Here is a 22,600-nt window from a genome sequence, read left to right on the forward strand (position 1 = left end):
GAGTCACATGAGGGGCTCCTCCGCCCCTCACGTGACTGAATATTCAATCTATAACTAGAACACAAGAAAAATCAAAAAAGACAATTCCATACTCTACTTGTAAATTGATTTACACAAAATTATTGACACTACCGTTTATTGTCCGATAGTATCTATTTATTGTCGAAAATCGACTGTTTATTGTCCAAATGCCATGAAAATAGCATCCGCTAGGGAAGTTTGATCCTGCTTCTTATCTTTTTAACAGGTGAAAATCTAGAAGAAAGGGGGTTCATATGACCAATCTATTTTTTGTCCGCCATGCCCATTCCGTTTATACGCCGGACGAACTCGAACGCCCGCTATCAGACAAAGGGCTTCTCGATGCCAAAAGAGTAGCTGAATTCTTAAAATCAAAAAATATAGAGGTCGCCATTTCAAGCCCTTATAAACGTGCGATTCAAACGATTAAAGGGGTGGCCGACCACTTTCACTTGAAAATTCAAATCGAGCCCGGATTAAGGGAAAGGAAGTTGTCAAAAGAGCCGGTTAGCGACTTTCAAACAGCGATTCGCAAAGTGTGGGCAGACCCTGAATTTTGCTTTGAGGGCGGAGAATCGAACATGGTTGCCCAAAAAAGGGGAATCGCGGCAATATTGAAGATTCTCCGCACGTATGAAGGGAAAAACATCGTTCTCGGCACGCACGGGAATCTCATGGTGCTGATTATGAATTATTTTGACCCGCAGTATGATTTTGCATTCTGGAAATCGCTGAAAATGCCGGATATTTATCAATTAACATTCTCGGGGAAGTCATTGGCCGCCGTGGAGAGAATATGGATCTCCTAAAAAGCGAAGACTGCACCTATTGCAGTCTTCTTTTTTATCATTATTCCAAAAAAATAGACAAAAATTGACCGATTTAAGTATTTACTATCTAAGAAAAATATTGTATGATCTGTAATGATATGTGGGAGTGATGAAGCCAATTCTGTATGTGGGCGCTTAGGATTGGTCGAGCGAGTAGCGCAACCGACCGCTTTCGTTAGTAAAGAAAGGGGTATTTTTTATGCAAGAAAAGAGAGAGAAAATTGTAAAAAAGTCTGGTAGAAAAGCATTACCGTACATACTCGCTGGCTCAATCACTTTTTCAGCCATTGGCGGAACTGTAGCTTATGCAGCATATCAAGGATCGTTCACCGGGTTGTACAATAAAATTATGAGTCTCGTTTTTCCCGATCTCGAAAAAGAAACGAATGACAAGAAAGATTCTGTTATTCGCCAACTTAGAGAAGATGTGAATAATTTAAACGAAGACGCAAAAAAATCGGTCTCTGATTATAAAGACCAATTAAAGGAAAACAACAAACAACAACTAGACAAATATTATGCAGAGAAAAAAGCGCAGGCAGAAAAGGCCCAAAGACAAGCGATCACGGATAAAAAGAACGACTTGAAAAAAGATGCCAACGCCCAATTAGATCAGGCGAAGAAAGATATTGATAGTGTAATCGAGAACGAATTTAATAAATAACTCATTTGAAAAAAGTAGAAAAGGAGGCTAAACCTTCTTTTCTACTTTTTTCGTAATTGGGAGTTGTTGCGTTTTGTTTTCGATGGCCGCTTAGATGCGGCCTTCTTTTTTTCAGAAGTCGGGTTTGTTGTCGTAGTCGAGACGGATCCATCCGGATTAACGGTCGTGGTCGTTGTAGCCCCATTTGGATTTGTAGTTGTTATCGTGATGGTCTTATCCGGGTTAACCGTTGTTGTGGTCGTGGTTCCGCCATTTTGAATCGTCGTTGTTGTGCTGTAGTAAGAAATGGTTTGAATTCCTTCCCCCCTGTTGCTAGACCCGGCGCCTGCATAGTGTTTTTCGGCGTGATTCGGTGAAACGCATTCCACATTGCCAAAATTGACCGTCCCATCCGCTAAATCATTAATCTGAATAAGACCTTTTTTAAAATCAGGCAATCAAAAATCTCCTCTCAAAATATCGTAATAGGTTAGTAACCAAACTTGTCCGTTTCTATATTTTTATTCTAAAATGACAAAAAGGTGAAGTTCCTGTACGCCTAATCAAAGTCTGTTTGGAGATAAGTAAAGCATTTTTCACAGTTGTTCATATAATGATAATAGTAAGATGTACAAGGTGGTGTTATGTATGTTGCTTTCTGAAATTCAGCCGGAGCTGTTATCACGCGAACAAATCACCAATCTTGTTTTTGGCACAAAAGGCGATGACGGAAAAGCGGGGGACTGCATCTTTGTATTTGGCGGGAAAGCGACTCGTCGCGTTGTAAAAGCGGCTGAACTCTACCATAACAAGAGAGCCCCTTATATTATGTTAACAGGTTCGGGCATTCGCTGGGGGAAGAATGAGCAATCAGAAGCCGAGTGGATGCGCGAAAAGCTGCTGAAATTGGGGGTTCCAGATGAGGCCCTGCTTTTAGAAACAGAATCGGCAAATACAACGGAAAATGTGCTGGCCTCGCTGCTCGTTTTGGAGCGTAAAATCGGGTTGGAGAAAATTAAGCGGATTTTAATCGTAAGCTCTCCTTCGCATATGCGCAGGTGCCTGCTTACTCTGCAAACTTACATGCCTTCCTGGATTGAATATTCGATGTGTGAGGCAGACCGGACATCAAAAAATAACTGGTGGGAAAACCCTGACGAAGAAAAAGCCGTCCTTCATGAAGTTGAAGCATTGGCGAAATACTCCCGGCAAGGGATTATAAGAGATGAAGAAGTGGAGATTTGACAGCTGATTGTATTGGCCATTCATGCTGTTAAATTTTTTTTGCATAAAAAGAGATAGCCCTTATGAGAGGGCTATCTTGAAAAATACGGGCAGCACCCCGCCTTAATACGAAAGGGCGCTATAGCGTTTTAATAAGTGGATAAAACCGCTTTACCGCTCGGGAACCAGCCTTTTGATCCGGCCATTTTTGAATAGCGGTATTTCACTTTTATTTTAATTCCTTTTACCTTTTTCTTTTTAATCAAAGATAAATAGCCTTTTAGTTTTTGAATTTGAGATTCCGATCGTAAACCGATAATAGTAGAGAGCGTTTTCGTGCTGATCGAAATGAATCCGCCATGTAGAACGTTTTTTGCATAAACCGATACACCGGAAGCTAAATTCGTACTTAGTTTTTTGGCGGCAGCCTTCGTCACTTTCGAACTATGTATTTCCCTTTTAATAATCGAAGCGGACATTTTATACGAAAGCGTTTCAACATTGCCGATTTTAGGGGACTTTCTTGAGGCTTCCGCCGTTTTCATAGAAAACGGGCTAACTAACGAAATGACTAAAGCAAACATTAAAATGACCATCAATTTTTTACCCATATCCTCACCCTTATAAAAGTGGTTTTATACTATTAACGAATTTCAAAAGGGAAATGTTTCACTATTGCAAGAAATTAAAATGTTTCTCTGCTTGTTTTATGTATATGATAGGGATCCTCTTCTTTTTCCTTTTCTATCGTATCACAGTATATTAGTATTTTTACTTAAGTTTTTCTTACTATAGAAATTCGCCAGCCGATTGGAAAGATGAGGATATACGATGTAACTTGTATATTACTTTTTGTAACTTTTTTTAAAAATAGTGTAGTAGTTGTTCACGCTCATTTCGTCAATAGTATGAAAAGCGGGATTCGCAAGAACAAGGGGGTGAGAGCGATTTGGAGGAACAGTTTGTCAAACAGTTGCTTCAAGGGGATGAGAAGGCATTTGACGAGTTTACGAAGCACTATCGCAACTACCTATTTCGGGCCATTTATTCAGTGCTTCGAAACGAAAAAGATGCGGAAGACGTTCTGCAGGAAGTGTTAATGAAAATTTACGGCGCTCTCCCCCGGTACAATGGAAAGGGGCTAAAAACGTGGATCACGAGAATTGCTGTTAATCATTCCATCGATTGGAAAAGGAAGATCGCAAGAAGAAAAGAGGACAGCATGGATGATGAGGCATTGAAGCAACATGCATCTTCTGGCAAACTCGTCGAACTTCCGTTATTACATAAAGAAACGAAAGAAGCGGTGCACAGGCGCCTTAAAGAAATGCCGGGCAATTATCGCGATGTCATCTATGCATTTTACATAGAGGAAAAAAGCTATAAAGAAATCGCTAGCGATCTGAATCTTGAAGTAGCAAATGTGAAAATGAAACTTCACCGGGGAAGGAGCTGGATGAAGAAGCATTGGAAGGAGGAGGATTTTAAGTGAACCATTATACAGAGCATGAATGGCAAGCGTATATTCGTAATCAATTACCTGAGAAGATGCGCGTAGAATATGAGTCCCACCTGTATACGTGCGATGATTGCCTTGAGAACTATATGAGGGCTCTTGATTCGCAGACGGATGAAATGCCGACTTACATGGGTGAGGAGGAGCTTCAAGCGCCTGCTGTGCAAAGGCAAGCCGTACGAAAGAAATCATCTTCCTACCGAACGCTCATTCATTATGGGATTGCAGCTTCAATTACGCTAATGCTTACATCTTCAGGGTTTTTTGCCCACCTTGCATCTTACGTAAATTCAATGCAAGAAAAGCAAGTGGAAAAGAATAACGGTTCATTTAGCGAAAATATGATGGACAAAACCCTTCACTTGCTTGATTTTATCAATATTCAAAAAAACAAAGGAGGAGATCATAAATGAATCGGCATCCGTTGGCGGCATTTCTCCTGGCGTTCTTCCCCGGAGTCGGCCATTTTTATTTAAACAAAAAAGGAAGAGGAGCTTTGTATAGCATCAGTTTTTTTGGCTGTTTGGCTTTGGTTTTTTTTCTTTTCGTGATACATGCGGATGATGGGCCCATTTTGCTTATGGTATTCCTGGTAGCAGCCATCTGGCTCGTTAACATGCTCGATATAATTGTCACCCTTTTAAAAGGGATCTCGATTTCGGGATCAACGGACGGGCAGCCTGGCAGTGCCGATCCATCCGAACGTTCGCAGACGATGTTGTTTGGCTTTGTGCCGGGGTTAGGCCACTTTCATTTAGGCTTAATGAACCGCGGGTTGACGTTTATGATTGGCTTTTTCGGACTTATCGTCATGATTCTCTTTGTTGCTGTTATCTCCAATGAAGGCGGGTTTCTTGTTTTTCTCGGCGTTTTGCCAATTGTTTGGATTTACAGCTTTTATGATGTCGTCCAGCAGTTAAATAAAAAACAGCGTGGGGAAGTGCTTTTTGACCGGACGATCCTGGAAGACTTTGAAGAAAAACGGGAAGAAGGGAAGAAGAGCAAAACGATAGCGACCTTGCTTGCGATCTTTCCAGGTGCCGGCCATATGTATTTAGGGCTGCAAAGGCGCGGGTTTCAACTAATGGCTTCCTTCTTGCTCGCCATCTATATTTTAGACGTATTGCATTTGCCGGTCTTTTTGTTCCTTATTCCGTTGCTCTGGTTTTTCAGTTTTTTCGATTGCTTGCAAAAGGCGACTAAACATGGGAAGGAACCGCTCGAGGATGCGCCGCTTATTGCTTATTTTTCCAATCATCAAAAATGGATCGGCATTGTCCTGATCGTGCTCGGAGTGTTTTACCTGTTTGACCATGTCGTCATGCCGGTATTTGGGCCGAAGCTCCAGGCTTTCCTTCACGTCGATGTTCAAATGTTCTATGACGTCTATTTTCAAACGACCATTGTTTCTTTTTTAATTATCGCAGGCGGACTGAAACTGCTATTTGGCAGTAAAGAAAAGAAGGAGGGGCGTGAACAATGAGGAAATGGCGTGTCGGAACGATCTCAATGGGGCTTTCCCTTGTATTCCTCGGCAGCATTTTGCTTCTGTCCCAATTTAATAAGGATTGGACGTATAATGTGTTTGTCGTCTGGTGGCCGGCTATTTTAATTATTCTTGGTCTGGAAATGCTCATCTATTATTTTTTAAAGAAAGAAGAAAATGCATTGATTACGTATGATTTTTTAAGCATCTTTTTTGTCGCTGTCATCGGCACAATTGGAATCGGGATGACCTTTCTTCAATCGACAGGGTTTATTGATGAACTGAAAAAATCAATCAAAACAGAGTATAAAACGTATGAGTTGCCAGCGTTTAAAAAGGAGATTGACGGATCGGTGAAAAACGTTGTCCTTGAAGTGGACCAGCACGTGAATATCGAAAGTTCTTCAGCGAATGATATACAACTGTTCGGCACGTATTTCGGGGAACAACAGGAGATCCAAGCTGCAAAAGACTATGTAACGGCAAAAACGGCCGGCAATACGCTATACGTCATTGTCAAAAATCCGCCGGTTAAAACGGGAATGTTTCAACAAGAAACGAGGATCAATCCGACGATGATCGTCCCGAAAAATGTGAACCTTGACGTTCGCGGGGACCACCAGGGAATAGCTGTCTATCCAAATCAATTGGAAAACGACTGGCGCATCGAGGATGCCGGCCATGTCGCTGTAAGATTGGATGAAAAAGCGAAGATGAACATTAAAGCCGAAACGTATAGCGCCCTTCCAAAAGAGTTAAATTGGATCAATAAGGAAAAAATGGCGGGGGATGGAGATCGATCGCCGATGTACAAAGGGACGTACGGCACTGGGAAGGATGAGCCGACCCTTTCCATTACGAGTAGCGACGAACTTTCTATTCGAAAGTAACAACTTAAGGGAGCCGCATTTTTCTAAGTGAAAATGCGGCTTCACCAATTTAACGATTGCAAGAAGGCATATACATCTTTACATACTTTCTCCCGTTCTTTGCCTAACGTAATGATATGCCCGGATTGTTCATACCACTTCAATTGCTTGATTTCCGAATGGACATGATTATAAAGGATACGGGCACTTTCTTGATATAACGATTCATCCAGACAACCTTGCAACACAAAAATGGGTGAGGAAATGGATGCGAGTTTTTCTCGCGTATGAACAATCAGTTGCTGGAGATGTTTTAAGGAAGGCATTGGCCGCTGTTTCAATTCCTCCAGTTCAGCCCGGATTTGTTCATCATCCTTTCCTTCTATTTTCTTATATTGCTTCGCATAATTCAGTACACGCAAATATAAGTCGTCCAGGCTTTTTTCTTGAATAGGGGCGCACATCGAAACAATGCCCTTTACCGGCAATTCCGCGCCGATTTTTAAAGAGAATACTCCTCCTAAAGAAACGCCTGCCACGGCAATGTCCGAAAACCCTTCAGCTTCAAGAAAATGATAGCCGTCAAGCGCGTCCTGCCACCATTCATCCGGACCAGTTTGAATGAGCTCGTCCGGCCCCGATCCATGCCCTTTATATAAAGGCGCATGGCACGTAAACCCGCGCTCGTGCAAATAGTTCCCTAACATTTTGACATCGATCGTACTGCCCGTAAACCCGTGCAGCAAAAGAACGGCTTTATTCCCGCCTCTATATGTAAACGGCTTTGGAGAAATGATCTTCATGATTTTTACCTCCTTTGCTGTTATCTTATCATTTCTTTTTTTGTTGTATATAGGAGAAGATTAATTTAGAATAGATTGAAAATTGCATAAAGGAGAGAGGAATATGGATCTTTCTACAATTCTTTCATTTCTCGGAGTATCGATGCTGTTGACGATTGCGCCAGGGCCAGACAACCTTTTTGTTGTCATGCAAAGCGTCTCTTATGGGAAAAAAGCGGGGCTTGCGACAGCTCTTGGCCTGTGTTCGGGGATTACGGTCCATACGACGGCCGCTGCACTCGGAATTTCCGCCATTTTGTATCATTCTAATGTTGCCTTTCAAATAATCAAATACATTGGCGCATTCTATTTGCTCTATATGGCATGGCAGTCTCTTCGCGAAGGAAGAAAGCCGCCGAAAGCTGAAAAGGTGAAAAAACAAAGCCTTCCCGCATTGTACCGGAGGGGCATATTCATGAATGTATTAAATCCGAAAGTATCGCTCTTCTTCCTGGCGTTTCTTCCGCAATTCGTCACGCCGGACGCTGGCAGCCCCGTTAGCCAGATGATTGTGCTCGGACTTCTGTTTATGGCGCAAACGATTGTTATATTTTCTTTCATCGCATTATTTTCGGGCAGCTTTGGCCGGAGTCTCCTGGAAAAGCCAGAGGTAGCCCGTGCCATCAACTATGCGAAAGCATCTATTTTCTCAATCATCGGAGTCCGTCTGGCGTTAATGAGTAAATAAATCAGGGCTTTGGAAAATAAAATGGGGGTTTCGGAAAATAAATTTTAAGTTTTGGAAAATAAAATTTGCTTTTTGGAAAATAAATGACAAGTTTCGGAAAATAAAAAATGAATTTTGGAAAATAAAATCGTATATTTAGAAAATAACGCCGTGAATCAAGCCTCTTTTTCCGCTCGAAAATAGGCATAATTTCCCCGATTTGCTACATGCTATGAACAGATTTTATGAAGTGATCTAAAAGGGTGATGATAATGAGCGGGCATTGGGTTTCTTTAATTCCTTTTATTGTTGTGATTCTGCTAGTGATTTTTACAAAACGTGTATTGACTTCGTTAACTTTAGGTTTAATTGCGGGCGGTTATTTGCTTCATCCGAGTCCGGTCGGTGGCATCCATGCGGTTGTCGACCATATTGTCAAAGCGCTCTCCGATCAAATTAACCTTAAAGTAGCGATGTTTTTATACCTTTTTACCGCACTCGTTGGCATCATGAAACATACAGGCGGGATCAAAGGATTTGTAAGATGGGTTAGCGACCGTATTAAAACAAAGCGTGGCACGCTCATTATTACGTGGCTGTCCACACTCGGCACATTTAGTGCGCCAAGTTTCAGGATGGTTACCGTAGGGCCGATTATGCGGGCATTGCTGGATAAAATCAAAATGAGCGGCAAAGAGTTAGGCTTCATCATTGATTTGACCGGAACGAATGTCATCTCGCTTATTCCGATCGCGACGGCGTTTGTCGGGTATATGACATCGGTCATTAAACAGTCGCTTTCTTATCAACATATACAAGCGGACCCTTATATGTTGTATATAAAAAGCATTCCTTTTAACTTTTTTTCATTTGCCATCATACTCGTTGGGCTCTATTTAAGCTTTTTTCATCATTCCAAAAAGAAAGTGGAGAAAAATGAAGACCCGCAAAATATGAAGCAAGCAGAAGCGAAAGGGTGGGAAGATTGCCATCCGGTCGTTGCAAAAGATTTACCGGAAAAACCATTGAATCTTCTAATCCCGCTTATTCTCGTTATCGGGTTGACGCTGTTTTTAACGTGGTACAGCGGGCATGCGAAAGGTTTTCATGGCTTTAAAGCGTTTGTTAAAGCGGATGTCCTTGATGAAATGCTTGTCGCTTTAATTAGCACCATCATTTTATCGTTTATCTTTTTTATGTGCCAGAAGTTTAAGCTGGATAAACTTCTTAAAGAGTTTGTGAACGGCGGCAATGAATTGATGAATGTCATTATGTTGCTGTCAGTGATCTGGGCATTATCATTAGTGACGAATGAACTCGGCTTTGCGGATTTTGTTTCCCATCATGTCAGCTGGATTCCGACCGCTTTCGTTCCGCCGGTTTTATTTTTGCTCGGGGCGGCCATTTCTTATTTTATCGGTTCTTCGCTCGGCACCTGGGGGATATTGATGCCGCTTGGCGTCTCATTGGCACACGTTTCAGGAGCGCCGCTTCCGCTTGTCATCGGGGCCGTCTTTGCAAGCGGCGGCTTCGGTTCATTTTCGTCTCCGCTAAGCGATGATACAAACACAATGGCCGGGATTCTCGATTTAGAAGTCATTTCCTATGCCAACTATAAACTGAAAGCCGGGCTCGTTGCGGCCGCAATCGCAACGGTTGCCTACGGACTCGCTGCATTTTTCCTTAAATAATAGACTGAATCTGGTTCACGAACCATTGATTTAGCGATATACTGAACATAAAGTCCGCTTTTCGAAAGGAGAATGGTATGAAAAAGTATAACGAACCTGTTAACCTTCGCGAATTTGCGCTTTCCGAAGCCCTATCGCTGCTTTTTGTGGGCGCCCTAAAAGGAATGGTAAAAGCGGTAAAATGTATTTTTCATTAGTAAAGAATATGTTCTCTTTGCCGGAGGGGAGAAGTGATCATTTTTTGATTGAAATGATGTGGATTTTGTCGTATAATAGTTATTGCGTCAGATGGTGTTTTAACGCCGTCTCTTTTTTCGATAAAAATTCAAGCGCTCGTAGCTCAGCTGGATAGAGCGGCGGTTTCCGGTACCGCGTTCGATAAATTTTACGCAGGCTAACCGCTTATAAACGTTGATATGACACGGTTTAAACGTTATGCTTAACGTTAGGCCATAGACGCGAAGCAACGAAAATCGGAAAAGTAAACAACGCAGGTTTCACGTCTGCGATTAAGTACAAGTAACGCGTACATATACCTCCGCGCAAAATTATTGCGTAGGAGGTTTTTATTTTGCCGACAATTAGACGGCCAGTAGTTAAACGAAGAAATGTCGAAGCGGAAGATGTATTTTACGAAACTAAAATCACGGTCAACGGCGCTCTAGAGAGGGTGTTAAACATTTATTCTGCGGAAGGTTACCGTAATAGGACGATTAATGACTACGGTAAGTACTGGACGGAATTTTTCCAAATCATCGATAATCGCAGATACATCAGCGATGTAATTACGGATGACTTTCGGAAGTACATTAACGTTCTTTTAAGAAAAAGAGGACTATCGCCAGTAACCGTTAATATTCGAATGAATGCAATAAGAGCGATATTTAATCGTTTGGAGTCAGAGGGAATTATTGAGGATAACCCGGTTAAACCGATCCGTAAACTTAAAACGGATGAACAAAAGGTTGGTGCGTTAACCGAGGAACAACTTAAGCGACTGTTTGCGCAAATAGATAAAGGATCATTCGCTGGCTATCGCGATTATTGTGCTATGCTAACGATGTTGAAATGCGGACTACGAATCAATGAAATTAATGCGTTAGAAATAGACGATGTAGACTTCGATAATAACGTTATTATGCTACCGGGTTCCAAGAATAAGAATCGCAAGAATCGCGCCGTACCGTTATCGCCTAAAGTTGCGGTGGAGTTACGGCAGCTAATAAAAGAAACGCAGGAGTACTTCGGTCCAGGTATTAAAACGGTTTTTGTAAATAACGTAGGAGAACCGTTGAACGAGGACTTAATTCGTAAGAGGATGAATAAATATGGGAATGACGCTGGATTAAAAGGTGAGTGCCGGTTTAGTCCGCATAACTTACGTCATACATTCGCGGTACGGTTCCTTAAGAATGGCGGGGATATTCGTACATTAGCACGCATTATGGGGCACTCGGATATATCGACCACGCAGGTATACCTAAACTATTCGGACGATGACGTTATGAGTCAGTATAAGAAGGTGGATCAAATAGACTACTTAAAGCTTTAATGTACTTACTTAACGTAAGTTAACGTATAAAGCGATACTCACCGTTTATTGCACAATACTACGCATATCATCAACAAGCCGCTCCCGGCGGAGACGGCACCCGGGAACCTCACCCTTCGCCGGATATATGCAGGATCTTATACATTCGTAATGGAATGTAACGAATTGGTAAACGTTGATACGATAACGTTCTTCGATTGCATAAAGTTACTCGTTAATCAAACGATAACTAAACGTCGATGATCGTTGTTATATCAACGTTTCTTTTGTTTGTTCGATGTAACAAAAGATCATTATGTTACGTTTGTTATGCAGTCAAATGAATACAATATACATAAACGCGAAACCCCCCAAGGCCACCCTCGCCACTGGCCGAATCAGGTGTATACAACTTCCGCACAATAATTTTTATATCCCGGGGTAAATAAAAAAAGACGCTTATTATGCGTCTTGGAAACATTATTCGCTTTGCTAGACCACTCAGCTAAGATTTCGATACTTGGCTTACAGAAAACGAAGGTTAGGAAGAATAGATTTAACTCTATTGCATGTAACATGTTCAGTAGTGTTTTCATAAGCAACACTCCCATCCTAGTTATAGTCGCTGAGATTGGTTGGTCCGCGAGGCCTTTAGCCCAGCAAAAAGAATAACTTTATAATCATATTATACCACATTGTACCATTAATCTTAAATTTATATGCTATAAAAAAGACAGCCGATTAAACCTCGACTGCCTCGTATGCCTCGATTATTTCTTCGCGAGTAATTCCGATATAATCTAACGTTATTTCCGGTGAGCTATGCGATAGTATTTTCATTAACCGCGTAATGTCCGTTCCGTTCTGGTACATGATGTAACCGAAAGTTTTGCGTAATGTATGCGTACCGATCGGTCCGATTTTATCCGCAATTCCAGCTCGTTTTGCTGCGTCGTTTAATATACGGTAAGCCTGTACGCGACTAATCGGTTTGTTTCCGCCCTGGCGCGACTTAAATATGTACTCGTCGTCTGGTCCGGTAAGTGACGCCAGTTCCTTTTGCATCGTCTTGTTTAAGTGGATCTCGCGAACCTTTTTCGTTTTCTTTTCTCGTACCTTAACCGAAGTCTGTCCGCGAACATCACCGATCTTTAATTCGAGTAGATCGCTAATTCGTAAACCGATTGAAACGCCTAATGTAAAAAGTAAACGATCACGGCCGTGTAACGCCTCTTTCATACGCTCACGGTCTTTTTTACCGCGAATAGGTTCTACCGTATTTGACATCGTAACGCCCTCCTTGAGTGTAACGTTTAAAATAGTTTATTACATCCATTATAATAGGTTAGAATTCAATTGTAAATATTTCGAAAATAGTGTAAATTTAAGGTGTAACAGGAAAAGGAGGTAAACATATGAGTGTATTTGAACGATTAAGGACGCAAACGGGTCACCTTAGTAATTTTAGTAAAATTATTAAACAAAACTACGGTGAAAATTGTAGAATAATGGAGATACCAGGGGTAGAAGACATTTATAGCACTAAGTTAATGATACTTGCTGAAAATCGATTAGAAGTAGCTTCAATCGAATGTCTTGAACGAAATTCAGAAATGAATTATCCGGTTAATTTAAATATTAAAACATTGCAAATTAAAGACATTTTAACTATCGAAGAAATTTATAATACACCTCCAATAGATAAAAAATATACATACGATTTAGAAGGAATTTATATTAAATTTAAAAATCAAGTTGATAATATTCACATAGATTTGAGAAATGATACAGCCTTTATGCAGACTTTTTACTATATGGGAAAAGATGAGATACTCGATAACGCTGAAGAATTCCTGAAAGAGTTAAAATCTAAATTAAAATGAGCGCCTTCTTTATAAGGGCGCTTTTTACATACCCCAAAAATCATCCGATTTTACTTTCGGATCGATCTTCCGTATTGCGTTAAGTATTTTCCTCATTGTCGATACATTCGGCGTGTACTCATCGTCTGAACACAGTTTACTTATGGTGTTACGACTAACCTTCGATTGTTTTACTAATTCCTCTTGCGTTACCCCATTCCGATCTAAAAACCGTCCTAGTTTCGTCCTCTTTTTAAAACTAAACACGTTAAACACCTCGTTTATATTATTCGTCGTTAACAGTCTTGTCCCTCTTTCGCAAAAATATACAAACCTATCACAAGAAATTGTGAAAGTTAGACAAGCAGTCTTGCATAGGTATGTATCGTGGTAGAAATCGTAATAATTACTTGATTTGTAAACACGTTAGTAACCTTGATATTGTTATCAAAATAGTCGTGATAAAAAAGCCGATATTAAAGGAAAACTGAAATTGTTTAAAGCGCGCGAGCGAAGGGAGGGGAGCGAGAGCGCTGGACAGCAGGGCGGCCCAGGGGGCTGAATTTTTAGAATTTTATAATTTATAGGCGGTGATTACGAGTGCTGCATCGATTATTTTTGCGCATTGAGCTGGTAAAAACATTTCGCGCAGGGCAGATTTACCTTAAAAAGAAAATCGGCAAGGACGAAATACGTATCTTCCCGAAAATCCATTCGATAAGGCCGTTACCTGGGCGAGTAGAGTACGTCTTTACCGTCCCGCTCGGCATGAACCCGGCTGACATTGAAAAAAAGCGATGGCTATTCGAGAACAAATACGGCATGGCAATCGAACTCGAACGCAATAATAAAAAATTCGTACTTAACGTTTATGACCGCAAGCAATCATCGAACTACCGTTATGACTTTGCACAAATAAGCGAAGCGTTCGGTAACAAGCGGGTGCCAATACTGGCCGGCGTTAATGGCCGCGGTGAACTCGTAACGTACGACATGACAGAACACCCGCACCTTTTAATTTCCGGTGAAACCGGCAGCGGTAAGTCGACGCAACTTAGAGCCATTTTGACCGCGTTGATTCAGGCGAAAACGGCCGATGAGTTGCAGTTGTATTTGTGCGACTTGAAGCAATCGGAGTTGTTCTTGTTTAAACGAGTTGGCGCGGTAAAAGGCGACATTATAACGGACCCAGGCGACTTGTACGAAGTTTTGAAGCGCCTACAAGCCGAAATGAGACGCCGGGGTAAGTTACTCGCAGACAACGAACTGCACCATATCGCGGAGTATAACGAGAAAATAGGCGGTCAAAAGGAGCCGTATATCGTATTGGTAATCGATGAGGTATCGATGATAAAGGACGAAGCTGATTCGATGGCGATAATCGATGAAATTGCGGCAATCGGCCGGGCGCTTGGCGTGTATCTGGTGCTTTCCATGCAACGGGCGGATCGCGAAGTAATCAGCGGTAGGCTCAAAAACAATTTGGTGGTTCGAATGGCTTTCCGCGCGTCTGACCGTATCAATTCGAATATTGCGTTAGGGAGTAAAGAAGCCGCCGATATTAAGGTGACGGAAAAAGGACGGTTTTATCTTAAACTCGAGGCGACCGAGTGTTTGCAAGGCGTTTTACTCGAATCAGACCGCGCAAAGAAATTGCTAGAACCGTTTAAGACTTCGCAACTAATAGAAGATAACGCGCCCGTGCGTAAACAACCCGAACAACAAGAACTGCCGATCTTTAACGTATTGGAGGACGAGGACAATGAGACAGCGAGATAAAGCGATTTTAGATGACTTACAACGGTTTCGGGTTATGTCCCGCGATGACATTATCGATTTACATTTCGCTAACCTTAAGCAGCCGGTAACCGCATGTAATACCGTCTTAAAACGCCTACGCCGTGACGGATATGTAGAAGTAGATACGCAAAGGATACCGTATCTTTACTTCCCTTCGCCGCGCCCGATTAAGAAGGGAAGCGCAAAGACCGAACATTTCCTTGCGATCGTTGAGTTTTACAAAGAGCTGCGTAAATACGCGGAACCTAAACAGTTTATCGTTGAGCCGAAGCTAGGCGCCAAAGGGACGTCCGAACCCGACGCGTTTATGATATGGCAGGGCGCGCCGTTCTACATCGAAATCCAGCGTAACGTGTACTCAAAAAAGGTTATGGACGCAAAAATAAAAAGGTATCGCGATTATTTCGACTCGGAACTATGGAAAGACGCAAGCTGGCAGCCAAAAGACAAACGGTATTTTCCTAATGTGTGGATCGTCAGCCCGTATAAATACGAAATTGAACCGCAGCCATTCCGAGTTCTTCAAAGTGCCAGTGTCGCGGAACTAATGCAGAAGGTCGGGTGATCGGCATGTTACCGTTTATTTTCGTCGCTGGGGCGGTGTATTGTGCGTTAGGGGCGGTAAAGGCCGGGAGGAATATAGTAAGACTTAATCGAGAAATAAGGAATAATGCGGAGTTCTTGCGATGGATTGACGAGGTTAAAACGCAAAAGAAAGACGCCCTTTAATTGGGGCGTTTTTTTATTCGTCTTCAAGAATTAACAATTCATCTATTTCGATATTTAATTCTTCGCAAACTTTTGCGAGCATTTCTTTATTGTATTGTTTTGTTTCGTCATTGTACATCCTTCTGAGTGTTTCGAATTGCAGTCCTGTTCTCTCCGCGAGTTGACGAATAGAAATCCCTTCTTTATCAAGTAAAGGTTTTAAATTTGATCGTACTACTTTCAATTGAACACCTCCCTAAAAATAATATAACAAAAAATTTTCAAAATGACTACAAAAAGTAGTTGACTAAATTATGTAGTCGGATGTATACTAAGTTCAAGAAGTTGACAACAAAATGTAGTCAAAAGGAGGACAAGCAAATGTCATTAGAACCGATAGATGGGGGAGGACCACGTTTCATCGAACCTGTTCAAATTTATTTTCCACTTAATGACTGGGACGAAGGTGACGAGCCATACAAAATCCAAAACGGCTTTACCATCGGCTACACACACGCAATTTATCAAACGGAGAACGGCGACGTTGCACTCGTAAAGGTAACGTGGCCAAACACGAAAGAAAAATTCGTCGTATCTGACGGAACGGCAGGTATCACGTTAAAAGACCGTTGGCGCGATAAATTAACGCAAGAGAAGGCGGCTAAACTTTACGACTGGCTCGCAGGTATGACCGGTTGGGAACTGTTAACAACGGTACTTTATCCGAAGTTTGGCTGGGCTGACGTCGATTTCGATTTAATGGGAGGCGCGAAGAAATGACGAAGCCAATCGAACAACGCATAGCTTACTTTTTCCGCAAGTACCGAGAGGTACAAGCACAACCGTTAGGCGAGCGTCGCAGGAACCGTTTAAAACGTTTGGCCACGTACAATCAAAAATTAAAATTGGAGGCGCAAGAATATGGAAATTAAAGTTCGTTACGATTTAGGATACGAAGTGGAATTATTGGATGCGGTATTAGTAGACGGTTCGTTAGCGGTAGTGAAAGACGGCGACCAGTTTTCGGTCGTCACTGTAAAACACCGCGAAGGTAACGTATACGATGACAGCGGTGAATGGGGCTTCATTTTCCGTAATGGCGTTAGCGATTTTTCTGACGCGGTATCACATTTACGAGGAATGAGTGCGATCGATTTTGTAAGTCGGTTCTGCGGTTTGGCTGAGTACGAGTTAGTGTAACGAAATATCGCAAGGTTTACGACAGTAGGTGCGTCCTTTGGGCAAGGGCGCATCCGCTACCGTTTAACAGCGCGCGATCCTGAATCGAGGCTTACCGACGGCAATCGTTAAGGTTGGGTGTAGGACCGTTTAGGAAGACGCTGGCCTTATTTATTAACGTGAACACATGTGCGCTAATTCGGAATTACGTGGTAAAATGAAGAAAAGATAAAACATTCCGTCCCTATCGGTCCGGCACATATCATTACATTTTCGCGATTATGTACTATGAAATGATTATCGCGGTAAATACATATTGCCGACGAATGAAATGAGGAAGGCCGGGCGCTAGCCCGTTATCTCGCTCAGACAATCGATGTGCACAACAAAAGTGCACGCCGTCGTCTGAAACCGTTGATATATCAAGGTTTTTCTGCGATTTCCTTATAGGGGATATACGAAAAAGTGTACGGTGTTAAGGGTTATTTCCGACATATATACTCGGAATTGATTGGTGAAGGGGAGAGAAACCGATGGAAAAAGTTCAAGTAATTGACGCAGTCATGGGCGCAGGTAAGACGACATGGGCGTTAAATAAGATCGAAAATACACCGTTAGACGAAAAATTCATCTATATAGCGCCTTTCCTTTCAGAGGTAGAGCGCGTCATTAAAACGGTGAAAAGTAGAAAATTCGTACAACCGACTAATGCAGCCGAAGGCGGTCGTAAGTTAACCAGTCTTAAAAAACAAATTGAAAATGGCGAAAACATCGCCGCCACTCACGCACTTTTCGAAATGGCAGATGACGAGTTAATCGAATTACTAGAGTCATCGAATTATACGTTAATTCTCGATGAGGTAATGGACGTCATTGAGAAAGCCTCGGTTTCTCCGTCAGATATGCGGTTGTTGCTCGAAAAAGGGTATATCAAAATTATAGATAACCGTGTTGAGTGGATAGCTCCAGCAGTCGAATATGAATACGGACGTTTTGATGACATCAAGCTATTAGCAAAAGCTGGCAACCTTTTTTATCATCGCGACCGTTTTCTAATATGGGCATTCCCGCCCAGGATTTTCAGAACTTTCGATAATGTGTATGTAATGACTTATTTATTCGACGCTCAGATACAACGTTATTATTTTGATCTTTACAATATAGAATACCAGTTAAACAGTATTAAAGACGGCGAGTTAGTTGAGTATGATCGTTTTGCAGACAATAGAAAAGAGTTATTTGCGCTAATTGACTTATATGAGGGTGACCACAATCGACACGGCGAAGGAAGAACAGCTTTTTCATCGCGTTGGCTTGATCGAAAAGAGGCGGAAGAGTTACAAGAAATTCAAAAAAGTATTACGTCGTATGTTCGAAGAGTTGCTAATGCTAAGACAAAAGATGTTTTATGGACGACTTTGCAATCAGTAAAGCCATTTTTACAAGGAAAAGGTTATACAAAAGGGTTTATACCGATGAATATGCGTGCGACTAATGACTACGCTGACAGATCCGTCCTTATTTATGCTTACAATCGATTCATGAACCCGGCATTTGAAAAACCGTTTTTTCAAGACAATGGTGTGACAGTAAACGAGGATCTTCTCGCGGTGTCCGACCTACTTCAATGGATATGGCGGTCGAGAATCCGAAACGGCGAACCGATCAAACTTTATTTGCCTTCATCCCGTATGCGTTCATTATTGAAGGCGTGGGCTAATTACGAAATTTAAGGAGGGACAAGGAGTGAAACAAAAATGTATTTTAAGTATGCGTGTTGCAAGATATTTACTGGCGCACGGTTTTAGAATTGTTGACGTCGAGCCGTCACGCAAATTTCATGGAGAGGTTGTTTTTATTTTCGAGGATACACCGGAACTGACTGCAGAACTGGCGAAACTGTCCCAAGCTGGCAACTGAAAAACAAAAACTAAACGGAGGGGAACAACTTATGCATGCGACTAAAACATCCGAACCTAAAGCGACCGAAACCACCTACAAAGACCCAGGAGCAGGGGCGATCGAATTTGTCCGTCAATACACGGAAGGATTAACACGCACAGCAGCACTACCGGTTATCGACCGTCTTTTAAAGGGAGAATTACACGATCAGACCGACAAGCGCATTAAACGGTGTGATTATTGCGGTTACTACTGGCGAGATGAGAGTAAGCGTAATACTAAAAAGACTTGCTCGGACGAATGCAAGACCGGAATAAAAACGATGCAACGACGCGAACAACGGGCGCGGAAAGAGTTGCTTAATCCGGTTAAAAAACCGAGAAAGCATCGGTTAGAGGACGATTATTTATGGTGGTTAGAGTATCCGTTTTGGATTCAGGGGTATTCGATGTTAAAAGTCGGTTGGAAATTCGAAAAACCAACTGGAACTGCCGCGATGGATTATATCGAAGCAAAGAACGGCATTTACGGTAAGGGTAACCGTAAGAAAGGGATAAAAATAGTTAACTATAACGGCGATGAGGGAGAGGAATTTTAAATGGCGACAAAAAGGTATATGTGAGAGGGGCGAAAGCCCGGTATTTTTTAGCGGTAAAACGAAATAAAAAGGAGGTTATAGAAATGGACGCAATGAAAGCGAAGGCGATTCGTTATTTTTTAGGTGAGTCGCAAGAGAAGTTTGCGAGACGGATTGGCGTGGCGACATCGACTATCTGTGCAATCGAAAAAGGACAACGAGACATTACAGACTATATCCGCGCCAAATTAGTACGAATTGAGGCGAGTTTATCAGATGAGTTTCTTCTTTTTTTTGAACATTTCAGGAATTGTTAATAAATATCCATTATAACAATAACATGAAAAAAAGGGGGAGTCAATAAAAATGGATGAATTTTTTTCCGATGCCGCGCAATATATCGTCGAAAGCACGGTGATCGAGAATTACGTAAAGGGTAGCGAGGAAAGTAGGAAAAAATATCGAGAGCGCCTAACGATAACGCTTTGCAAAATGTTTTCGCCGAGAAAAAATTACGATATTTCGAAGGAAACCATACGGCAATTTGTTGGCGACGTGCTGACACAATTGGAGCAGGAGATTAAACGACATGAACCAACGTAAACTCCAATCGGTAAAATCACGAATAAAACGACTGGCCCGAGACTCGTGCGCTAACTTTAACGGTCAGAATGGATGTTTTATTGCGCCAGGAGGTTGTTGTCTTTTAACTTACGATAGTGAAGGTACCGGGAATGTATGCCCGTATTTTTTGCGTTCGGTTTTGCCTGTAGATCCGAAGCTTGAAATGGAGTACCGGGAACTGTTTGGAGTAGTTGTCAAACAGCAGGAGGCACCCGGGCATCTTTGCGAGGAATGCGGTAAGCCGTATAAGCGCACAAGTAATCGTCAAAAATTTTGCGGGGCGTGTTAGGAAGAACAAACACGGATAAGGCGAAACAAACGAAATAAGGAATATCGAGATAGGCAGAGACGTGACGCTTTAGGATTTTAAAAAGCCAGGAATGACGCGGTTTTCAGGTGTTGAAAAAGTGCAAAAAGTAAGGGGTTAAGGTATTTACCTTTAAACCTCAAAAACTGCATTCTAAAACGTTTATTAGGGGTCGATGTCAAATGAAAAAGAAAGATAGATTACAAGTCATGCTTTGCGTTCCCGGGCGTGATTATCCCGGCGAAAAGGTTATCGTCGCAAAGGTAAAAGACAACAAAGAAACACGATTGTTTACCTTTGGCTCGGATTGGGCCATACGTCATATCAATCAGCAGATCCCACGACTTTGGCTAGATTTCCGATCAAAACGAAGAAAGAAGGTAGGTTAATAGATGGATGAACTAAAATCAAACGGTAATTATAGTTCCGTTCGTAAGCGAAAAAGACGACGGAACAAACGTCGTCGTAACGATAGTGGACGAGTTAACGGGCGAAGTGTTACACCAATTCGCGAGATTTTGGAAGCTAAAGGATTCGACGTCGCGTCGTTATTCGTTACAGGAAGCGTTCGAGTGGTGCCGCAAAAACGAAATTGACCGCGTGTTAGATGATACCGGACTAAATGCGGTTATTCCAATCGAAAGTGCCTATCACTTTTATTAAGGGGGTGTTTAGGGTGCCAATCAATTACAAGTATTTAATGGAAGCAATTGAAATGAGTTGTATTCGTTAAAACAATTAAAAGGAGAGATTTTTTCATGAAAAAGACAGCTCGATATTATCTTGATAAAGCACAGGAGATCAAGCAATCTTCTACTGCATTTTTGCGTGAATTGCAAAAAGAAATGGATAATCTTTCAAAGGAAATCGAATTTGATGAGCATTTAACAAGGTCAGGTAAAATTGCGAAAAAATCTGAATTAAAGGATGTAAAAGGTATTGAAGCACTTAAAAAATTCCATCAAAGAAAACAACAATACTTGAGTGAATTAACGAAAGCAAAAAAGGCCGCCGAGAAAATCTTAAAACAGCCCATTAAGAAACCGTCTTCCGAGGAAATCGAACAATTCGAAAAAAGATTTAAGCAGTTAAAGACCGAATTGTTTCTTACTCCGAGGGCGGATCGCGCTGAACAGAAATTACGTGAGTTTGTTGCCGACATCAAACACGGATACTTTGCAGAAAAGGTACGGGATGAATTTAGCGAGGTTGTTGGTACAATCGTATCTTCCGCCGGTCCGCAAGCTGCACAATTCAAAATGCGTTTATTTGATATGTACGAAAAACTTCAATCCGAATTTGAAAGTCCGGAAGTAAAAGAAGCGAAGGAAGCATTAGAGTACGCCGAGTATGCAATTAGTGAAAACCGCCTATTTGCCGGTGATTTAGCGGTTAACGCTGCGGTTAGTACGTTTGGTGCTAAATACGGTAATTTCATTGATAAAACAGACGAGTTTTTTGCAATGGAAGAAAATCAGGAGCATAGACCAACGGACTATGTTGATCCGGAACTAGAAGAGGAAAAGGTGTTTAGTGAAAAGCTGAATAATGTAAATTTAATGTTCAGCAATATAGAAAAGATTATGGCTGACAAAGTAGCTAAAGGAGAAATTTAAAGGGGGAGGTAATGAGTAATGAGAGTTAAGGATGACACCGTGGTACAAAGGGTAACAGGAGTCGATTTAAACTAGGTAGACGTTTCAAAAGTCCGCTTGACTTGACGTTCTTTAATAATGCACAACGCGGAGCAAAATACGAAGTTTAAATGAAGGTGGCCAAAAGGTCGCTTTTTTTATTTATGTCGGAAACGGACGGAGGTGAGGAGATGAATTACTACGCAACAAAAGCTAACCGTTTTGGTGAGTTGCTTTTTATCGTAAAAGACATTTTAGCTGGTAAACGCGCCTACAACGATTGTATAGCGGAATTAGACGAATTATCCGAAATAGGCAACGACTTTAAAAGCCGACAAGACGACGCGGAACTGAAGCTATTAGGCGTTAATGTCGTTAAATTTTTAAAACAATTTAATCGATCATTACGTGATGATGGCAAACCGACACAAAAGCAAACTAGACGACTTTTGCGGTTAATCTCAGTAATCGTAAAACTAATTTCTTCAATAGAGAGGAGGGGTATAAATGGCGTTTAATTTAACAGCGGCCCTGCGTTTAAACGACGCGGGGTTTTCGAGTGGAATGCGTAATGCCACTCGAAGTTTAAATAAGATGAAAACCGCGTCTTCCGAAGTGGTTAAACACCTCGGGTTAGTAACAACGGCTGCGGCGGGCGTTGGTTTAGCGTTCTCGTCCGCCAAAAAA

At 41.8% G+C, this 22,600-nt stretch carries 33 protein-coding genes and 1 riboswitch; of the genes, 27 read left to right on the plus strand and 6 right to left on the minus strand.

All coding sequences use genetic code 11. The features are described from left to right. Positions 1-275 precede the first annotated feature (275 nt). Positions 276-830 (plus strand): histidine phosphatase family protein, encoded by a 555-nt coding sequence (locus tag WD019_RS18900; RefSeq protein ID WP_425712476.1) that lies wholly within the window; start codon positions 276-278, stop codon positions 828-830. A gap of 114 nt (positions 831-944) precedes the next feature. Continuing rightward, a riboswitch (cyclic di-GMP riboswitch) is annotated at positions 945-1,027 on the plus strand. 23 nt (positions 1,028-1,050) lie between these two features. Next, a complete protein-coding gene (locus tag WD019_RS18905; protein WP_425712477.1) occupies positions 1,051-1,515 on the plus strand; it encodes a hypothetical protein in 465 nt (154 codons plus the stop codon). A 41-nt stretch (positions 1,516-1,556) separates the two neighbouring features. Here WD019_RS18905 and WD019_RS18910 read toward each other — a convergent pair whose 3' ends face one another. Beyond that, the gene (locus WD019_RS18910) at positions 1,557-1,952 is read right to left on the minus strand and encodes a spore germination protein (protein ID WP_425712478.1); all 396 of its coding nucleotides are present in this window, start codon (positions 1,950-1,952) and stop codon (positions 1,557-1,559) included. Between the two features lie 190 nt (positions 1,953-2,142). Here WD019_RS18910 and WD019_RS18915 point away from each other — a divergent pair, with 190 nt between their 5' ends. After that, positions 2,143-2,739: a YdcF family protein gene (locus WD019_RS18915; RefSeq protein WP_425712479.1), complete on the plus strand. Its 597-nt coding sequence runs from the start codon at positions 2,143-2,145 to the stop codon at positions 2,737-2,739. A 128-nt stretch (positions 2,740-2,867) separates the two neighbouring features. Here the strand turns inward: WD019_RS18915 and WD019_RS18920 are convergent, their stop codons facing one another. Further along, entirely contained in the window at positions 2,868-3,329 is a 462-nt protein-coding gene (locus WD019_RS18920; protein ID WP_425712480.1) for a hypothetical protein, read from the minus strand. Positions 3,330-3,667: 338 nt separating this feature from the next. Between WD019_RS18920 and WD019_RS18925 the strand changes: the two genes are divergently transcribed. From WD019_RS18925 to WD019_RS18940, 4 genes are read left to right on the plus strand one after another with little or no spacing between them, the layout of a single operon-like run. Further along, complete coding sequence (locus WD019_RS18925; RefSeq protein ID WP_425712481.1) at positions 3,668-4,210, plus strand: RNA polymerase sigma factor; 543 nt, start codon at positions 3,668-3,670, stop codon at positions 4,208-4,210. Next, on the plus strand, positions 4,207-4,647 hold the full coding sequence (locus tag WD019_RS18930) for an anti-sigma factor family protein (RefSeq protein ID WP_425712482.1): 441 nt from the start codon (positions 4,207-4,209) through the stop codon (positions 4,645-4,647). Before WD019_RS18925 ends, WD019_RS18930 begins: the two co-directional genes overlap by 4 nt. Beyond that, positions 4,644-5,717 (plus strand): hypothetical protein, encoded by a 1,074-nt coding sequence (locus WD019_RS18935; protein ID WP_425712483.1) that lies wholly within the window; start codon positions 4,644-4,646, stop codon positions 5,715-5,717. The genes WD019_RS18930 and WD019_RS18935 overlap by 4 nt, the downstream gene beginning before the upstream one ends. After that, positions 5,714-6,610 (plus strand): LiaF transmembrane domain-containing protein, encoded by an 897-nt coding sequence (locus WD019_RS18940; RefSeq protein WP_425712484.1) that lies wholly within the window; start codon positions 5,714-5,716, stop codon positions 6,608-6,610. Before WD019_RS18935 ends, WD019_RS18940 begins: the two co-directional genes overlap by 4 nt. A 41-nt stretch (positions 6,611-6,651) precedes the next feature. Here WD019_RS18940 and WD019_RS18945 read toward each other — a convergent pair whose 3' ends face one another. Continuing rightward, positions 6,652-7,392, minus strand: coding sequence for an alpha/beta hydrolase (locus tag WD019_RS18945; RefSeq protein ID WP_026678388.1), 741 nt, complete (start codon positions 7,390-7,392; stop codon positions 6,652-6,654). Between the two features lie 103 nt (positions 7,393-7,495). Between WD019_RS18945 and WD019_RS18950 the strand changes: the two genes are divergently transcribed. The 3 genes from WD019_RS18950 (at position 7,496) to WD019_RS18960 (ending at position 11,341) form a co-directional block, all read left to right on the plus strand. After that, positions 7,496-8,119, plus strand: a complete 624-nt coding sequence (locus WD019_RS18950; RefSeq protein ID WP_425712485.1) for a LysE family translocator — start codon at positions 7,496-7,498, stop codon at positions 8,117-8,119. 251 nt (positions 8,120-8,370) lie between these two features. Continuing rightward, a complete protein-coding gene (locus tag WD019_RS18955; RefSeq protein ID WP_026678386.1) occupies positions 8,371-9,789 on the plus strand; it encodes a Na+/H+ antiporter NhaC family protein in 1,419 nt (472 codons plus the stop codon). A gap of 571 nt (positions 9,790-10,360) precedes the next feature. Beyond that, complete coding sequence (locus WD019_RS18960; RefSeq protein WP_425712486.1) at positions 10,361-11,341, plus strand: tyrosine-type recombinase/integrase; 981 nt, start codon at positions 10,361-10,363, stop codon at positions 11,339-11,341. A gap of 720 nt (positions 11,342-12,061) precedes the next feature. Here WD019_RS18960 and WD019_RS18965 read toward each other — a convergent pair. After that, complete coding sequence (locus WD019_RS18965; RefSeq protein WP_425712487.1) at positions 12,062-12,607, minus strand: tyrosine-type recombinase/integrase; 546 nt, start codon at positions 12,605-12,607, stop codon at positions 12,062-12,064. Between the two features lie 128 nt (positions 12,608-12,735). On the opposite strand from WD019_RS18965, the gene WD019_RS18970 reads away from it, so the two are divergent. Next, positions 12,736-13,203 carry a hypothetical protein gene (locus tag WD019_RS18970; RefSeq protein WP_425712488.1) on the plus strand — a complete coding sequence of 156 codons (468 nt, stop codon included), beginning with the start codon at positions 12,736-12,738 and terminating at the stop codon, positions 13,201-13,203. A 24-nt stretch (positions 13,204-13,227) separates the two neighbouring features. Here the strand turns inward: WD019_RS18970 and WD019_RS18975 are convergent, their stop codons facing one another. Beyond that, the gene (locus tag WD019_RS18975) at positions 13,228-13,458 is read right to left on the minus strand and encodes a helix-turn-helix domain-containing protein (protein WP_425712489.1); all 231 of its coding nucleotides are present in this window, start codon (positions 13,456-13,458) and stop codon (positions 13,228-13,230) included. Between the two features lie 324 nt (positions 13,459-13,782). On the opposite strand from WD019_RS18975, the gene WD019_RS18980 reads away from it, so the two are divergent. Together WD019_RS18980 and WD019_RS18985 are read left to right on the plus strand one after the other, a co-directional pair. After that, a complete protein-coding gene (locus WD019_RS18980; protein ID WP_425712490.1) occupies positions 13,783-14,961 on the plus strand; it encodes an FtsK/SpoIIIE domain-containing protein in 1,179 nt (392 codons plus the stop codon). Continuing rightward, positions 14,945-15,547: a replication-relaxation family protein gene (locus tag WD019_RS18985; RefSeq protein WP_425712491.1), complete on the plus strand. Its 603-nt coding sequence runs from the start codon at positions 14,945-14,947 to the stop codon at positions 15,545-15,547. Before WD019_RS18980 ends, WD019_RS18985 begins: the two co-directional genes overlap by 17 nt. 177 nt (positions 15,548-15,724) lie before the next feature. Here WD019_RS18985 and WD019_RS18990 read toward each other — a convergent pair whose 3' ends face one another. Further along, positions 15,725-15,934, minus strand: a complete 210-nt coding sequence (locus WD019_RS18990; RefSeq protein ID WP_425712492.1) for a helix-turn-helix domain-containing protein — start codon at positions 15,932-15,934, stop codon at positions 15,725-15,727. Between the two features lie 137 nt (positions 15,935-16,071). Here WD019_RS18990 and WD019_RS18995 point away from each other — a divergent pair, with 137 nt between their 5' ends. From WD019_RS18995 to WD019_RS19060, 14 genes are all read left to right on the plus strand, one after another. Beyond that, the gene (locus tag WD019_RS18995; protein ID WP_425712493.1) at positions 16,072-16,470 is read left to right on the plus strand and encodes a hypothetical protein; all 399 of its coding nucleotides are present in this window, start codon (positions 16,072-16,074) and stop codon (positions 16,468-16,470) included. Beyond that, on the plus strand, positions 16,467-16,622 hold the full coding sequence (locus tag WD019_RS19000; protein ID WP_425712494.1) for a hypothetical protein: 156 nt from the start codon (positions 16,467-16,469) through the stop codon (positions 16,620-16,622). The genes WD019_RS18995 and WD019_RS19000 overlap by 4 nt, the downstream gene beginning before the upstream one ends. Further along, entirely contained in the window at positions 16,612-16,890 is a 279-nt protein-coding gene (locus WD019_RS19005; protein WP_425712495.1) for a hypothetical protein, read from the plus strand. Before WD019_RS19000 ends, WD019_RS19005 begins: the two co-directional genes overlap by 11 nt. A gap of 512 nt (positions 16,891-17,402) precedes the next feature. After that, positions 17,403-18,602 (plus strand): hypothetical protein, encoded by a 1,200-nt coding sequence (locus WD019_RS19010; RefSeq protein WP_425712496.1) that lies wholly within the window; start codon positions 17,403-17,405, stop codon positions 18,600-18,602. A 13-nt stretch (positions 18,603-18,615) separates the two neighbouring features. Continuing rightward, a complete protein-coding gene (locus tag WD019_RS19015) occupies positions 18,616-18,789 on the plus strand; it encodes a DUF5659 domain-containing protein (RefSeq protein ID WP_425712497.1) in 174 nt (57 codons plus the stop codon). Between the two features lie 31 nt (positions 18,790-18,820). Continuing rightward, positions 18,821-19,369, plus strand: coding sequence for a hypothetical protein (locus tag WD019_RS19020; protein ID WP_425712498.1), 549 nt, complete (start codon positions 18,821-18,823; stop codon positions 19,367-19,369). An 83-nt stretch (positions 19,370-19,452) separates the two neighbouring features. Beyond that, positions 19,453-19,665, plus strand: coding sequence for a helix-turn-helix transcriptional regulator (locus WD019_RS19025; protein ID WP_425712499.1), 213 nt, complete (start codon positions 19,453-19,455; stop codon positions 19,663-19,665). Positions 19,666-19,714: 49 nt separating this feature from the next. After that, complete coding sequence (locus WD019_RS19030; protein ID WP_425712500.1) at positions 19,715-19,951, plus strand: hypothetical protein; 237 nt, start codon at positions 19,715-19,717, stop codon at positions 19,949-19,951. Continuing rightward, positions 19,938-20,261 (plus strand): cysteine-rich VLP protein, encoded by a 324-nt coding sequence (locus WD019_RS19035; protein ID WP_425712501.1) that lies wholly within the window; start codon positions 19,938-19,940, stop codon positions 20,259-20,261. The genes WD019_RS19030 and WD019_RS19035 overlap by 14 nt, the downstream gene beginning before the upstream one ends. 200 nt (positions 20,262-20,461) lie before the next feature. Next, positions 20,462-20,668 carry a hypothetical protein gene (locus WD019_RS19040; protein ID WP_425712502.1) on the plus strand — a complete coding sequence of 69 codons (207 nt, stop codon included), beginning with the start codon at positions 20,462-20,464 and terminating at the stop codon, positions 20,666-20,668. 85 nt (positions 20,669-20,753) lie between these two features. Then, positions 20,754-20,942 (plus strand): hypothetical protein, encoded by a 189-nt coding sequence (locus tag WD019_RS19045; protein WP_425712503.1) that lies wholly within the window; start codon positions 20,754-20,756, stop codon positions 20,940-20,942. Between the two features lie 95 nt (positions 20,943-21,037). Beyond that, positions 21,038-21,895: a hypothetical protein gene (locus tag WD019_RS19050; RefSeq protein WP_425712504.1), complete on the plus strand. Its 858-nt coding sequence runs from the start codon at positions 21,038-21,040 to the stop codon at positions 21,893-21,895. Positions 21,896-22,104: 209 nt separating this feature from the next. Then, a complete protein-coding gene (locus tag WD019_RS19055; protein WP_425712505.1) occupies positions 22,105-22,431 on the plus strand; it encodes a hypothetical protein in 327 nt (108 codons plus the stop codon). After that, positions 22,421-22,600: hypothetical protein (locus tag WD019_RS19060; protein WP_425712506.1), on the plus strand; the 180-nt coding region annotated here is incomplete at its 3' end. The genes WD019_RS19055 and WD019_RS19060, both read left to right, overlap by 11 nt.

The organism is Fictibacillus sp. Mic-4, from assembly GCF_049843615.1.
Taxonomy (GTDB): Bacteria; Bacillota; Bacilli; order Bacillales; family Fictibacillaceae; genus Fictibacillus_A; species Fictibacillus_A gelatini.

Excerpts from the sequence above, each read along its gene's own strand:
- WD019_RS18900 (WP_425712476.1), top strand. The coding sequence starts at position 276 with ATGACCAATCTATTTTTTGTCCGCCATGCCCATTCCGTTTATACGCCG.
- WD019_RS18905 (WP_425712477.1), top strand. The coding sequence starts at position 1,051 with ATGCAAGAAAAGAGAGAGAAAATTGTAAAAAAGTCTGGTAGAAAAGCA.
- WD019_RS18915 (WP_425712479.1), top strand. The coding sequence starts at position 2,143 with ATGTTGCTTTCTGAAATTCAGCCGGAGCTGTTATCACGCGAACAAATC.
- WD019_RS18920 (WP_425712480.1), bottom strand. The coding sequence starts at position 3,329 with ATGGGTAAAAAATTGATGGTCATTTTAATGTTTGCTTTAGTCATTTCG.
- WD019_RS18935 (WP_425712483.1), top strand. The coding sequence starts at position 4,644 with ATGAATCGGCATCCGTTGGCGGCATTTCTCCTGGCGTTCTTCCCCGGA.
- WD019_RS18940 (WP_425712484.1), top strand. The coding sequence starts at position 5,714 with ATGAGGAAATGGCGTGTCGGAACGATCTCAATGGGGCTTTCCCTTGTA.
- WD019_RS18945 (WP_026678388.1), bottom strand. The coding sequence starts at position 7,392 with ATGAAGATCATTTCTCCAAAGCCGTTTACATATAGAGGCGGGAATAAA.
- WD019_RS18950 (WP_425712485.1), top strand. The coding sequence starts at position 7,496 with ATGGATCTTTCTACAATTCTTTCATTTCTCGGAGTATCGATGCTGTTG.
- WD019_RS18955 (WP_026678386.1), top strand. The coding sequence starts at position 8,371 with ATGAGCGGGCATTGGGTTTCTTTAATTCCTTTTATTGTTGTGATTCTG.
- WD019_RS18965 (WP_425712487.1), bottom strand. The coding sequence starts at position 12,607 with ATGTCAAATACGGTAGAACCTATTCGCGGTAAAAAAGACCGTGAGCGT.
- WD019_RS18970 (WP_425712488.1), top strand. The coding sequence starts at position 12,736 with ATGAGTGTATTTGAACGATTAAGGACGCAAACGGGTCACCTTAGTAAT.
- WD019_RS18985 (WP_425712491.1), top strand. The coding sequence starts at position 14,945 with ATGAGACAGCGAGATAAAGCGATTTTAGATGACTTACAACGGTTTCGG.
- WD019_RS18995 (WP_425712493.1), top strand. The coding sequence starts at position 16,072 with ATGTCATTAGAACCGATAGATGGGGGAGGACCACGTTTCATCGAACCT.
- WD019_RS19000 (WP_425712494.1), top strand. The coding sequence starts at position 16,467 with ATGACGAAGCCAATCGAACAACGCATAGCTTACTTTTTCCGCAAGTAC.
- WD019_RS19005 (WP_425712495.1), top strand. The coding sequence starts at position 16,612 with ATGGAAATTAAAGTTCGTTACGATTTAGGATACGAAGTGGAATTATTG.
- WD019_RS19010 (WP_425712496.1), top strand. The coding sequence starts at position 17,403 with ATGGAAAAAGTTCAAGTAATTGACGCAGTCATGGGCGCAGGTAAGACG.
- WD019_RS19020 (WP_425712498.1), top strand. The coding sequence starts at position 18,821 with ATGCATGCGACTAAAACATCCGAACCTAAAGCGACCGAAACCACCTAC.
- WD019_RS19025 (WP_425712499.1), top strand. The coding sequence starts at position 19,453 with ATGGACGCAATGAAAGCGAAGGCGATTCGTTATTTTTTAGGTGAGTCG.
- WD019_RS19030 (WP_425712500.1), top strand. The coding sequence starts at position 19,715 with ATGGATGAATTTTTTTCCGATGCCGCGCAATATATCGTCGAAAGCACG.
- WD019_RS19035 (WP_425712501.1), top strand. The coding sequence starts at position 19,938 with ATGAACCAACGTAAACTCCAATCGGTAAAATCACGAATAAAACGACTG.
- WD019_RS19040 (WP_425712502.1), top strand. The coding sequence starts at position 20,462 with ATGAAAAAGAAAGATAGATTACAAGTCATGCTTTGCGTTCCCGGGCGT.
- WD019_RS19050 (WP_425712504.1), top strand. The coding sequence starts at position 21,038 with ATGAAAAAGACAGCTCGATATTATCTTGATAAAGCACAGGAGATCAAG.
- WD019_RS19055 (WP_425712505.1), top strand. The coding sequence starts at position 22,105 with ATGAATTACTACGCAACAAAAGCTAACCGTTTTGGTGAGTTGCTTTTT.